9 protein-coding genes and 1 pseudogene are annotated in these 12,545 nt (G+C 55.2%); 3 read left to right on the top strand and 7 right to left on the bottom strand.

Features of this window, described 5'->3' with window-relative positions; translation table 11 throughout:
* Positions 1-3: 3 nt before the first annotated feature.
* From AC2FIC_RS03770 to AC2FIC_RS03750, 5 genes are all read right to left on the bottom strand, one after another.
* Entirely contained in the window at positions 4-636 is a 633-nt protein-coding gene (locus AC2FIC_RS03770; RefSeq protein ID WP_142637619.1) for a TRAP transporter small permease subunit, read from the bottom strand.
* A gap of 68 nt (positions 637-704) precedes the next feature.
* Complete coding sequence (gene dctP / locus AC2FIC_RS03765; protein WP_496691966.1) at positions 705-1,715, bottom strand: TRAP transporter substrate-binding protein DctP; 1,011 nt, start codon at positions 1,713-1,715, stop codon at positions 705-707.
* A 125-nt stretch (positions 1,716-1,840) separates the two neighbouring features.
* Positions 1,841-3,181: a sigma-54-dependent transcriptional regulator gene (locus tag AC2FIC_RS03760; protein WP_496691965.1), complete on the bottom strand. Its 1,341-nt coding sequence runs from the start codon at positions 3,179-3,181 to the stop codon at positions 1,841-1,843.
* The gene (locus AC2FIC_RS03755) at positions 3,178-4,908 is read right to left on the bottom strand and encodes a sensor histidine kinase (protein ID WP_496691964.1); all 1,731 of its coding nucleotides are present in this window, start codon (positions 4,906-4,908) and stop codon (positions 3,178-3,180) included. Before AC2FIC_RS03755 ends, AC2FIC_RS03760 begins: the two co-directional genes overlap by 4 nt.
* Before the next feature lie 332 nt (positions 4,909-5,240).
* Positions 5,241-5,912 carry a TetR/AcrR family transcriptional regulator gene (locus AC2FIC_RS03750; protein ID WP_496691963.1) on the bottom strand — a complete coding sequence of 224 codons (672 nt, stop codon included), beginning with the start codon at positions 5,910-5,912 and terminating at the stop codon, positions 5,241-5,243.
* Positions 5,913-5,981: 69 nt separating this feature from the next.
* Here AC2FIC_RS03750 and AC2FIC_RS03745 point away from each other — a divergent pair, with 69 nt between their 5' ends.
* Positions 5,982-7,205, top strand: coding sequence for an FAD binding domain-containing protein (locus AC2FIC_RS03745; protein WP_496691962.1), 1,224 nt, complete (start codon positions 5,982-5,984; stop codon positions 7,203-7,205).
* Between the two features lie 425 nt (positions 7,206-7,630).
* On the opposite strand, the gene AC2FIC_RS03740 is transcribed toward AC2FIC_RS03745, so the two are convergent.
* Positions 7,631-8,653: a permease gene (locus AC2FIC_RS03740; RefSeq protein ID WP_496691960.1), complete on the bottom strand. Its 1,023-nt coding sequence runs from the start codon at positions 8,651-8,653 to the stop codon at positions 7,631-7,633.
* Positions 8,654-8,738: 85 nt separating this feature from the next.
* Here AC2FIC_RS03740 and AC2FIC_RS03735 point away from each other — a divergent pair, with 85 nt between their 5' ends.
* Both AC2FIC_RS03735 and AC2FIC_RS03730 read left to right on the top strand, forming a co-directional pair.
* Entirely contained in the window at positions 8,739-9,596 is an 858-nt protein-coding gene (locus tag AC2FIC_RS03735; protein WP_496691959.1) for a LysR substrate-binding domain-containing protein, read from the top strand.
* Positions 9,597-9,822: 226 nt separating this feature from the next.
* Positions 9,823-10,371: pseudogene (locus AC2FIC_RS03730) on the top strand (tyrosine-type recombinase/integrase); the annotation flags it as partial.
* A 211-nt stretch (positions 10,372-10,582) separates the two neighbouring features.
* On the opposite strand, the gene AC2FIC_RS03725 reads toward AC2FIC_RS03730, so the two are convergent.
* Positions 10,583-12,079, bottom strand: coding sequence for an AMP-binding protein (locus AC2FIC_RS03725; protein WP_496691958.1), 1,497 nt, complete (start codon positions 12,077-12,079; stop codon positions 10,583-10,585).
* Positions 12,080-12,545: the final 466 nt, after the last annotated feature.

The raw sequence follows: 12,545 nt of genomic DNA, 5'->3' as shown, positions 1-12,545 counted from the left end.
ACCTCAGTTGTCGTGGCCCGAGACATGCTCGGCTTCCATTGCAGCCTGGGTGGCGGCATCGGGAATCAACGGGACGGCGATAGGCGGCTGGTCAGGATGGCGAATCGCACGACCGTAGGCACAGAGCTGCAGAAAGAGCCTTATGCAAAGCACGCTGAAGGCGACGGGTGCCAACAGCTTGGCGGGCCACAGCGGGATACTGATGTCAATGGAACTGTCGCGACTCCACAGTGGGGCACCATAGTCGAAACTGCGCGCGAAGTGCGCCCAGCTCCCCCAGATCAGCAAGACGATCAGCGCCAGAATGACGGCGGTTGTCACGAATTCAACGATATAGAGCGTTCGGCCTTTAAGTGCACCAACGAACATGTCCATTCGGATGTGGCCGCCATCGCGCTGCGCATAAGATATCCCCATGAAGGCAATCAACGGCATGGCCTGTTCAATCCAGTCGACATACCCGGGAAGCGGCGCATTGGCGATGTTCCGACCACCGACGGAGACAACGGCCATGACCATCAGAGAGAAAACCGCAAGACCGCTGATCAAAGCCAGAAAGCTCTCCAGTTTGTAGAGATGTTGATCGAGAATGCTGAGACGGCTGTCGTCGGACAGCACCAGGGATGACCCGGCCATCGTTGTGCTCCGCTATCAGGGGAATAGGCACCCGACGCCAGCTTGGCCGACGTCGGGTGGTGAGTGGATTAGCTACCGTTGGCGATCTTGCCGGTCACAAGGTCATAGAGCTCTTGCGCCGGAAGACCGCGTTCGGTGTTTTCCGCAATCCAGGCTTCTGCTGCGGGTGCGGCGGCGGCCTCTTTGAATGCCGCGATTTCTTCATCGCTGAACGTGACCCGTTCGATGCCGCGTTGATCCAGCTCGGGGCCCCAAGCTTCCATCGTTTTGGTCTGGTATTGGGAAACGTAGTGATCCAGCGCTTCGTCTATCGACCCCAGCAGAGCTTTACGATGTTCATCGGACAGATCTTCCAGTGCCAGAGTATTCACGACGACCGGGCAGTTGACTGTTCCGGGGTTCAGGTTCGTCGTCCACCACGTACCGTTCTCAATAGTGCCAAAGGACATATGGGCGTGTGGTGCAAAGCTGACGGCTTTGACGATGCCGCTGTCCATTGCCTGACGTACTTCGGATGCGGACATCGAAGTCGGAACCGCGCCGACCGTCTCCATCGCTTTACCGATGCCGCCAGTCGCCCGTACGCTCAGACCTTCAAAATCAGTCAAAGATTTTGGCGCGTCACCTACCCCGACAAGGTTGTACTGCGGTAGCGGAGACGGCATCAGCAGAGTCGCGTCCCAGCGGGCCAGATCCTCGACAACGGCTGGATGTTGATAAACGGCCATCGACAGGTCAATTTCCTGTTCCAGCGATGTCACGCCCAGAAACGGCAGTTCCAGAACCGTGATTGAGGGGTTCTTGTCGCGGTGATAGCCAGCGCAGAACTGGGCCATTTCAAACGCGCCAATCGAAATCCCATCGAGGTTTTCTTTGTTCTTCGACAGGCCACCATAACTGATGTTCAGGGTAAACTCCCCGTTGGTCTTTTCGTTCACCAGTTCAGCCAGCTTTTCGACATGCTCTGTGAAAGCACGACGCTTGCCCCACAGGGATACGTTCCATTCGACAGCCAGTGCCTCGGATGCAACGGTCAGCGACAGGGCGGCAATGGCCGCCCGGTTAAGATGTTTGCGCATAATGGCTCCTCCCAGATCACGCAATGTGTTTGGGCAGAGTATTCAGGATGCACGGCAGCCTGCCTATGAAGGAAAATGCGCGTGAAGTTTCGGAGTCCCTGCGGATATCCGCAGAGTGATTTCTCCTACAACAGCGCCTCTTTATCGAGACCAAGTTTAACAATCTTTTCGTTGAGCGTCCGGCGGCCAATCCCAAGCGCTTCGGCGGCGGCATCCATGCGGCCTTTATGCGCCTTGACGGCTTTGCCGATGAGCTCGCGTTCAAAAGCAGCAACCGCTTCGCGTAGCGTATCCGGCACATCGTCGAAATGCTGATCGCTTTGGATCGCCTGCGCCACTGACCCTCCTCCGCGCCGGGCCGCCAAAATGCGCCGTTCGCAGACATGGCGCAATTCACGCACATTGCCGGGCCAATCATGTGCAAGCAGAGCAGCCAAATCGTCCTGATCGAGTTCTGGTGCGTCTATCTCATAAATCTGCGCGTATTCGTTCAAGAAATGCGTTGCCAACAGAACCAGATCATCCCGTCTTTGACGTAGCGGAGGTAAAGACAGGACAACAGTATTCAGTCGAAACAAAAGGTCCTTACGCAGGCGGCCTTCCTCGGCTGCCAATACAATGTCCTCGTTGGTCGCTGACACGACCCTGAAGCTTACTGGCACTGGCGACACAGCCCCCACCGGCAGCACCTGCTGATCTTCGATGACCCTCAGTAGCTTGGCCTGCGCCGCTGGTGGGCACGAGCAGATTTCATCCAGAAACAAGGTCCCACCCGATGCCGCCACAAGCCTTCCGTCGGATTCACCCGCGACGCCGAACATTTCCGCTTCAAACGTATCGGCAGACAATGCGGCGCAATTCAACGCCAGAAACGGTGCCTCCGGCGAGCGACCCAAATCATGTAAAGCATGGGCAACCAGCTCTTTCCCGGTGCCGGTATCCCCCTGCAACAAAACCGCAACCGAAGTATCAGCAAGATCAAGTACATCTTGTCGCAAGTCTGTAATGGCGTCTGTTTGTCCCAGCAGGATGCGGTCAAGGCCTGACAGTTTGAACAGCCGGTCTTTGAGGCGGGCATTGCTTTTTCGCATTCGGTTTTGTTCAGCCGCGTGCCTCAGCACCGTAAGCAATCGCCGTGGTTCATATGGCTTTTCGATGAACCCATACGCCCCGTCCTGTATGGCCTGAACGGCCATCGGGATGTCACCATGCGCCGAAATCAGTACGACCGGAGGCGCCACATGCCTGTCCAGGCTGGCCAGCAATTCAAGTCCCGACATGCCGGGCATACGCACATCGGACAGAATGACATCGGGCGAGGCGTTAGCCAGATGCTCCGTCACCTGAGTCGCACGTGGCAAGGCGCTGACAGTCCAGTCGGCGGCTTCGAGCAACTCAACAAGAGACTGTCGCATTGATTTGTCATCATCAACGACCAGAACTTTGAAGGGTTGCTGCAGGTTCATTCGTCCGTTTCTTCAGTATTTGAGGCTATCGGGAAGGTGACACGGAAAATTGTTCCGCCGCCATTTCGATTTCGGGCCGTCATTGTGCCATCGTGATCTTTGACAATGCTGGTGGAAATGGCCAGTCCCAAGCCCATGCCTCTCCCGCTCTCTCTTGTGGTTACAAATGGCTCTTGCAACTCTGCCAGCGTTGCCTCGCCCAACCCGTGACCGTTGTCCTGAATTTCCAACACGACCTCATCATCAGAAGCCATGACAGCGATATGGATTTCAGGCGCATCCGCTTCATCCGTAGCATCTATGGCATTGCGCAAAAGATTTGTGATGACCTGTTCGATCCGCAGGGCACTGCCCCGGATAAACGCCGGACCAGTCGACGCATCAATTGAGATTTTCACCTTGCCCTGTTCGATGTTTGGGGCAACCAGAGCCAACGCGGCATTAACCGAAGTGCATAAGTCTACGTCGTCGAACGCCTCACTCTCCGACCGTGCAAAAAACCGTAACTGGCGTGTGATCCCTTCCATTCTGTCAACCAGGTTGCCGATTTTTTGTGGCAGCTTGGTTTCACCGGAAGATGAAATCTCTGCAGCCACCAGATGATTGCGCATCGCCGCGATGGGCTGGCCCAGCTCATGCGTGACCGACGCGGATAGTTGCCCAAGAGCGGCCAGTCGGCTTGCGCGCTCCAACTCGCCCTGGGTGCGTTTGAGGCTCCGCTCGGCGGTTTTGCGGTCGTCGATTTCGATGGCAAGCCTTTCATTTGCTTCGCGCAGCATTGCTTCTTCCTCTTCGGACCGCGCCAAGGCAGCGCTTACACGTCTCGCACGTTGTATCTGGAAGAAGATAAATGTGAGCCCCGCCAAGAGGACAAAAACTGCAGTTACAAGCCAACTGCGCGCTACAGCCTGATCGTCACTTGCAAAATAGTGAAGCGACCAGCCATGAGGCAAATCCGTTGCTGCAAGATGCAAGCGCTTCGTCCCCGCAATTCTGGCCTGATCTCCCGGCAACTCAACCCAATCCAACGCATCTAAGGCTTGCCCCGGAAACTGCCGGGCGTTTCGAATTCGCTCTCGCTGTGGTTCTGACAATGGCGTCAACGCGCGATATTGCCAATCCGAGTTCGAAGAAAGCAGAACGACACCGTCTTCATTGGCCAAAAGAACCTGTTCGCCCGAGTTTTTCCAACTATCCTGAAGATTAGAGAAATCGATCTTAATCGCTATGACGCCAGTTGAATCTCCCTGGTCGTCAAGCACTGCGTTGGCGATGAAGTATCCTGGCAGACCAGTCGTCGCCCCGATGGCATAGAAGCGGCCCTGTTTGCCAGAAATGGCACTTTGGAAATACGGGCGGAAAGCGTAGTTCTGGCCAACAAAGCTCTCTGTGTTGCGGTAGTTCGATGCGGAAATCGTGATCCCGTCTTCGTCCATCAGGTAGATAGCATCCAGCTCCGCCCGCTCCGCAAAATCCTCAAGGCGTCGGTTTAAAGCTCCGGTGCCGTCTCCTTCGGCTGTTCCAATTACAAAGGAATCCTGTGACAGCACATATGTGAGGTGGGAAAATCGTTCGAGTTCGCTGTTTACCGAACTTTGGTAGAGAGAGAGCCGGCCCTGAGCTTTCGAAAGCTCCTCCGAAACGAAGTACTGGTAAGAAACCAAATAAAGGCCAATGCTGGCGGCACTGGCTACCAAAATACCTACAATATACGAAGCTGATCGCATTGAATGCCCATGAACTGCGACAGCATAGGATCACAGTAGGTATTAGCCGTCCATCCCAAGAGTTCTAATCCGATATTTGGATGTTCTGGCCAAACAAGAATGACTGAGTAATTTGAGAACGCGAAGCAATGAACGAACCCGCCGAAACAACTATGTGCATTGCGCAAGCAGACTCGGCCCAGAGCTGACATCCAGCAGCCAACCGACATGCTGCGGTCGCAGCCCGCATTCCGGACATTCACGGGACACGCTGAGAGCACAGGTCGGTCTAAGGTGTGAAGAACGGAGTTGCCGACCAAAAACCAAAGATCAAGATCAAGATCAAGATCGGCTTATGAGGTTTTGGTTCTGGATCCTGTTGCATCCGCTTGAGTGACCCCATCAAGAATCCAGCCTATAGCAAGCATGAACCGTTCGCCGCCGTCTCTGGTTGCATAGGTTTGCATGTTCTTTTGTAATATCGGGGTATCCTCGGGCGCGAGTTGCTTGCCCAACTCCTCACGTATCTGCGGTGGCCGAGAGAGATCGTTGGCGATCGATCCGATGAGTAGCATGGTAATTGCGTCACTCGCTTCGGCGATGGCCCTACCGCTGAGCCCACCCGCCCTGAGACATTCAAACAACAGCTCTGTCGTGGTGGCGGTTCCGGGGCCGATGATAGCCTGGCGGACAAAGATCATGCCCGCACCAGGTGTTTCCAAAAGCCGCTTTCGAACCTCCTCCAAAAAATCGAGTAAGCGGTCCCTCCAATCTTCCCCTATTAGCAGACACTGCGCGGCTGCAAGAAAGAGGCTATCAACTGCGAGGGTGGCGAGTTGGTTCTTGTCGTCGATATGATGATAGATCGCCATGGCTGAAACACCGCATTCTTCTGCCACGCGCCGCATTGTAAGTGCGGATGGGTCGCTTGATTTCAAAACGACTAGGGACGCTTCAACAATTTTTTCCACCGTTAAGTCACGGCGTTGGTTTGTTTTTTTTGATCGTTTAGTGGGTTTGTGCATTTCTTTATTTTACATTGTATAATTAAATATACAAGGTAAAGTTATGTGGTTTCAACTTGGGAGGAATGCATGAGTCTGGAAGGTTTGCAAGTTGGAGTGATCGGTGGCAGCATCGCAGGCTGCGCCGCAGCAACAGCGTTGACCCGAGCTGGCTGCAATGTGGACGTGTTCGAACGATCCTCAAAAGGGCTGATGGACCGCGGGTCCGGCATCGGCATTCCGGGCCCTCTACGCGCCACGCTTATGGACAAGGGATATCTTCCTAAGAATTTCCCAAGTTGCGAGATGAAATCGCGTTGGTGGCAGTTTCCCGATGGAAGTCGTGACGGAAAGCGCTTGTGGACCCAAGCGACCCCCGCCTTCGCCAATAACTGGGGGAACCTGTGGCGTGCGCTGCGGGAAACAGTCTCCGATGACATCTATCACGAGGGCAAGATGCTCTTGGATTTCGCAGAGACTGCAAATGGAGTCACAGTGACCTTCCAGGACGGTGAGACGCGAGACTTTGATCTTCTCAGAGGCGCGGATGGATACAACTCTGCGGTGCGCCAAAAGATGCATCCCCACATCGAAACGGACTACGCAGGCTATGTGCTGTGGCGCGGGAACTATCCTGAGGCAGAGTGTGCCGACACCCATTTGATTGAGGCGATCGACAAAGAGACGGCCTGGTTGACTGTCCCTTTTTCGGGCGGACACGGAGTCCTTTACATGATCCCGAATTTTGACGGCAGCGCCGCGACGGGGCAACGCCGTGTGAATTGGGCGGTGTACGCATCCTGTCCTGAAGCGCAACCGTTGAACGGCGTCGAATCTATTCCCCCAGGCAGTGTCACGATGGCGGCGTTCGCCGAGCTTCAGATGCTGTTGAACGATCACTTTCCACCCGCCATTCGCAGCCTCCTCGCCCAAACCCGCCACAAAGACGTGTCGATACAGCCGATCTATGACAGCATCGTCGATACCTATGTCAGCAAAAGAACGCTGCTGATTGGCGATGCAGGAACAATGACCCGCCCGCACACCGCAAGCGGGGCTACAAAGGCATTAGAAGACGCGCTGGCGCTGGAAATGCTTGCGGTCGCAGCCAAAGATTTACCTGACCAGCTCAAAAGCTACGACGCCCAACGATGCGAGCAAGCAAAAACCCTCAGTCAAATTGGCCGACGTATTGGCCAGCTGCAGGTCGTTGAAACCCCTAATTGGGAGGATATGTCGCCAAAGGATTTTGAGGATCTGCACTCTGCGATCCTGTCAGGTGACAGGCTCTATCTCTACGGTGAGGAAGCGTGAGCCGAAGTGGCGGGCATGACTGGTCCAATTTTGAGCAGCCTTAGAAACTTGATACAGCGGATCTTCTTAAGCGTTTATCGCCCATAATCCACAAGGCGGGCGCCCGCTTTTCGATGATGACTGGACAGTCTAGGCTTCTTGCAGCCCCCGGTGTCGCCGCAGCATATTGGCGGCGAGGACTATGCGCGCGGATCACGGCCCTTTCCGGACATACAGTATACGATAACGATACTGCGGTCGCAGCCCGCATTTCTGCCGTTCGCTTCAGGCGCAAAACCCACAACATTGCGCTCGAAATCTGGCGCTGTGACGCGGCGATGAAACCGGCCATTGGTGCAGCGCGCAGCGAGGCTGGAACGATCAATTCACACAGTGCGGACGAAGCTGCCGGTTGCTGAACGTCTGCTTCCCGTTAACGCTGAATCTCAGACAATCCACCCAAAGACATACCCCGCCCCGAGCGACCCCAGAATTGCAAGCAACAGATAGAGCATGAACGGTTTAAATCTGAGCACTGGTGCAATGGCCATCGCACCCCAGATGCTGACAACACCGCCCGAGACAAGGAAAGCCATCGCCGCGCCTTCGGACATGCCGTTGTCGATCAACCCGCGTGTCAGCGGGAGCGCAGCGTAACCGTCGATATAGGCCGGGGCACCGACAAAGACAGCGGCGGGTATGGCCCACCATTTGTCTTCGCCAACATATGCTGCCAGTGCGCCCGGCGTCAGTGCGGCGTTTAAGGCATACTCGGCGGCAAATGCCGGGATCAGGCAGGTCAGGATCAGCCGCGTGGTCGCCCAGAACTGTCTGCTGAAAGAATGCCTTCGTGCCTCAGACCGCCATACCCATGGATCAAAGGGTTGATCCCTGCCGCATCGTGCGGCACTCAGTTGGCGCGCAAGACCATTGTCTCGAAGCGCGCTCATTGCCCAAGGTGTCTTGGCGAATAGCCCTGTGATCACGCCCCCGAATACGCCTAATCCGAAAGCTGCAAGTGTTTTGCCGATCGCAAAGCTCAAACCCAGTGTCGCGGCTGTTGTCGCGAGCATCGCCGGATCAGTTATTGGGGAGGACAGCCAGAATGCCATGATCGGAGCGAGTGGCACGCCCGCTGCCAGCAATCCGGCCATTAAGGGCAGCACCGTCACACCGCAGACCGGCGTGATGGCTCCGATGAGCGATGCAGCCAAAACCGTTCGCAACGTCCTGCCCTCGAACGCGCCAGCGATATGGGTATCCGCGCCGCTGGCGATGATCCAAGCTGCTAGAACTATGCCCGGAATGACAATGGGGGCAACGACAATTAGACCCCATAAGACGAACCTTGCTGCGTTTGCGGCGTGTTCCGGCCAGACAAGACCGACGCCCGCCAACATCAGCAGAGACAGGCCCCATATCAGGGGTTTCCAGTTGGATGGTCGGTCGGAGTCGGTTTGATCGGACATGGGATACTCCTCTGACCTTGAAAAATAGTGCGGCGCGAGGCATCTGTGAAACGCATAGTTTCAATTTCCGATATTGGAAAAACAAATGGAAAACCTGGATAGCGATCTTTTGCGAACCTTCGTCGCCGTGGCTGATGCCGGAAGCGTCACAGAAGGCGCCGCTCGTATCCACCGGTCGCAGTCCGCAACAAGCCTTCAAATCAAGCGCCTTGAAGGGATTCTTGGTCAGCCGGTCTTTGACCGACATGGCCGCGGGGTGGTCCTGAGCGACACGGGACGAAAGCTATTTCCAGTCGCGCAGGAGGTGACGGCACGTCTCGACGCGGCACTACGGGAGATTTCCCAGAACACTGTAAGCGGGAAACTACGTTTGGGGATACCCGACGATCACGGGCGAACCAAACTCGCCGAGATCATTGCGTCCTTCACCCGTCATCACCCAAAAGTCGAACTGGATGTCACCTGCGCCCTGAGCACAAGTTTTCCCGAGGCCCTCGACAAAGGTTCGCTGGACCTTGCGGTCTATGAGGTCGAAAACCCGTCCAGCCAAGAGGAAGTTCTTTATGAAGACCCAACTTGTTGGGTGTCGTCGGCGCGTCGGAATTTTCAGATCGATGAAAGCCTTCCGGTGGCCCTATTCGATCATGCGTGCTGGTGGCGCGACGCGGCAGTCAGTTCATTGCAAGCCCGCGGAGAGCCATATCGCCTTGTATATTCCAGCCAGAGCGTCTCTGGCGTGATCGCAGCGGTTGAGGCTGGGATTGCAGTAGGTCTACTTGGTCGCTCGTCGCTTCACGCAGGTCTATCGGTGGTGAACGACGCATTGGGCTTCGGAAACACACCTGCCTCCAAGCTGGTGATGGCATCCAGCAAGCCGAAAGAACAAGGGCCTCAAGACGCTATGAAGGAGGCGATCCGAGCCGCATTTATGGCCAAGCCATAAAAAACTGACTTTCACTGCGTTCTGTCGAATGGGCAGGTCGGACTCGGTTCCTGACATCGGAGGCGGCGCGGCATCCTGTGGTACGACGTTTGTGTCAACGTCGGGTTGTCGTTTTGGGAGGGCATGGCGGATCGGAGGATTAGTCATGAAAATACCAATCTTACCTGCCATTCGCGCACTTCGGCTAGCCTGGAACAAGGGCCGCATTGTCGGTTAGAAGCGGCCACTGAAACCTAAGCATGTCTGGGCAATCCGGGTGCGGCTTGAATTGGCAGAGAACCATCGTGATCTTGCTCTGTTCAATATGGCAGTCGACAGCAAGCTTCGCCGCTGCGACCTTGTGAAGAGGAAAGTTGTGGATGTGCTGGCGTCAGGCCAGATCAGGGAACGCGCCTCAGTGCTGCAGAACAAGACACAGAAGTCAGTTCGGTTTGAGATATCGGAAGGCGCCCGCACATCCATCGAGAAATGGATGGAATACGAATTGATGGTCGGATCAGAGTATCTTTGGCTAGGCCGTTCTCATGAGCGCCTTCACATATCGCCACGTCAATATGCGTGGATTGTTCGGGACTGGGTCACGTCGATCGGACTGGAAGTCAGTGCATAGGGCACGCATTCGATGCGGCGAACGAATGTCACTCAGATCTACAAGAAGACTGGCAACTTTCGCGCCGTTCAGCTTCTGTTCGGGCACACAAAGATGAACAGTACAGTCAGGTATCTTGGCGTTGAACTTGAGGGTGCCTTGGCCATTGATGAAGCTATTGAAATCAAACATCTCTGGGCCGCCTACACGGTCGGCCCTTACCGGTCACTCGACATGTCTTCACGATGCTGCGGTTGCAGCCCACTTTGCGGTCATTCGCTACGACAGCAATATCTCAACACAAGCGAACTCACAGAACGCGGGACGAAGCTGCCGGTTGCTGTCCAGCAGAATTGCCATGTAGTTGAACGACGAAGCTTGCCTTCGAGAGGCTAGATCAAGTGGCGCCGACACTCGCTTCTCGAAGCAGGAACCTTTGAATTTTGCCGCTGGGTGTCTTTGGCAGTTCTTCAACGAATTCGATAAGCCGAGGATAGGCGTGTGCAGAAAGGCGCTGTTTTACATAATCCTTCAGCTCTGCAGCTAACTCCTCATTACCTTCTGTGCCTTCCGCCAGTACGACCACCGCTTTCACTATTTCGGTCCGTTCCTTGTCCGGCACGCCTACGACTGCCGCCTCCGTCACAGAAGGGTGTTCAATCAGAGCGCTTTCAACGTCAAACGGTCCGATGCGGTAACTCGAAGAGGTGATAACGTCGTCGTTCCGCCCTACGAAAGTAATACATCCGTGTTCGTCCCGCTCCACCGTGTCCCCGGTAAGATAGTATCCGTTCTCGATCGATTTGTTGCCCTTGTTCAGGTAGCCGCTAAAGAACAAGAGAGGTGAATCCTCGGTGTTGACGGCCAATTGACCAGGCTCATTGAAATCAGCGATGCTGCCATCCTCGGCCAGAACCTCGACCCTGTATCCCGGCATAACATAGCCGGCCGATCCCGGACGGACCGGATGTTCGAGCCCGTGATGATTATTCACCAGCATACCCGTTTCGGTCTGCCCATAGTGATCTTTGATCGGCGCATTCAGTTCGGTCTCGAACCAGCGGATGACTTCGGGGTTTAGCGGCTCGCCTGCGCTGCTGATGCACCGGATCTGATCGCGCAGCTGTGACGCGCGCTCGGTTCCGGCGGCGATGATTAGTCGAAACGCAGTGGGCGCGCCTGCAAAGTTAGTCACATTCAATCTCGAAATCACGTCATATGTACTGTCCACTGTGAATGGCCCCTCGACCAGAGTGGTTGCATGACCCAATAGTAGCGGGCCGATCAACGCATAGTATAGACCATAGGCCCAGCCCGGATCGGCAATGTTCCAGAAAACATCCTCATGCCGCAGACCGATCCCTTCGATCATGTAAGATCTAAAGGCAGGCAGAGCTTTTAGGGGCACGGGAACTCCTTTTGCGGGACCTGTAGTTCCAGATGTCGCCATCATGAACATCAGGTCATCGCCGTTCCGCAATACCGGGACGAACTCAGGCGATTGCGAGGCCATTGCCCGGCGGAAATCAATGTCTCCCCCAACAACCTCTTGTCGCGTGTCAGCAATCATCGCGACAGGCGGGCAACCTTCCACTTCGTTGAGCTTTTTGCGGTTCGCGGCGTCAGTCACAACCATCTTCGCGCCGCTCATGGTCAAACGGTCCTGAATGGCCTTGGGCCCAAAGGCTGTAAACAAAGGTTGATAGGCAGCGCCAGCTCGGAGGGCGCCAAGAACAACCGTCACAAGATCCGGGGTGCGCGGAAACAGACCCGCCACGATGTCACCGGGTTGGATACCTTGTTCTTTCAGCAAGTTGGCGAAGCGTGCAGCTTCATCGCGCAACTGTCTAAAGTCGCGGGTCTCATAGTGCCCGTCCAATGCAATCCAGTTCAAAGCCAGGGGATTGCCCTGCAAATGGACATCACAACATTCTACGCATGCATTGATCCCGTCGCTGAAATTACCGAAAAAGACAGACTTCGCGACGTCCAGATCAAATTTCTCCACCGCTTTGGAGTATTCTGGGGAAGTCCCAGAGTCAGAATTCGATTCCATCAAAACGTATTCCTCCAAATGCAGCCCTAAATTACCTTGCACTCAAATAGGTCGAATTTCCACGTTGGAGATTACGCGAACATCTGCGCGCCACGAGTGGTCCATTCAGTCCCGAACCAAAGCTCGATTTGGCACGAGACGGTAGGGCAACGGTCCAATGCATGACAGATGAAATGGGAGTGAGCCGACGCTCGTTACAGAGAAACCTAAACGCGTCAAGATTCACATTTTCGGGGATACGCGACCAGGCTGTAAATCATGCAGCATTGCTCGTGCAAATGGTCTAGGTCAAGGCAGGCTCGTT

The sequence above is a fragment of the Ruegeria sp. CDSC079 genome, assembly GCF_059610505.1.
The sequence above is the reverse complement of the archived record's forward strand: the minus strand, read 5'-3'. Positions and strand labels throughout refer to the sequence as shown.

Excerpts from the sequence above, each read along its gene's own strand:
- AC2FIC_RS03745 (WP_496691962.1), top strand. The coding sequence starts at position 5,982 with ATGAGTCTGGAAGGTTTGCAAGTTGGAGTGATCGGTGGCAGCATCGCA.
- AC2FIC_RS03770 (WP_142637619.1), bottom strand. The coding sequence starts at position 636 with ATGGCCGGGTCATCCCTGGTGCTGTCCGACGACAGCCGTCTCAGCATT.
- AC2FIC_RS03760 (WP_496691965.1), bottom strand. The coding sequence starts at position 3,181 with ATGAACCTGCAGCAACCCTTCAAAGTTCTGGTCGTTGATGATGACAAA.
- AC2FIC_RS03735 (WP_496691959.1), top strand. The coding sequence starts at position 8,739 with ATGGAAAACCTGGATAGCGATCTTTTGCGAACCTTCGTCGCCGTGGCT.
- AC2FIC_RS03740 (WP_496691960.1), bottom strand. The coding sequence starts at position 8,653 with ATGTCCGATCAAACCGACTCCGACCGACCATCCAACTGGAAACCCCTG.
- AC2FIC_RS03755 (WP_496691964.1), bottom strand. The coding sequence starts at position 4,908 with ATGCGATCAGCTTCGTATATTGTAGGTATTTTGGTAGCCAGTGCCGCC.
- AC2FIC_RS03750 (WP_496691963.1), bottom strand. The coding sequence starts at position 5,912 with ATGCACAAACCCACTAAACGATCAAAAAAAACAAACCAACGCCGTGAC.
- dctP (WP_496691966.1), bottom strand. The coding sequence starts at position 1,715 with ATGCGCAAACATCTTAACCGGGCGGCCATTGCCGCCCTGTCGCTGACC.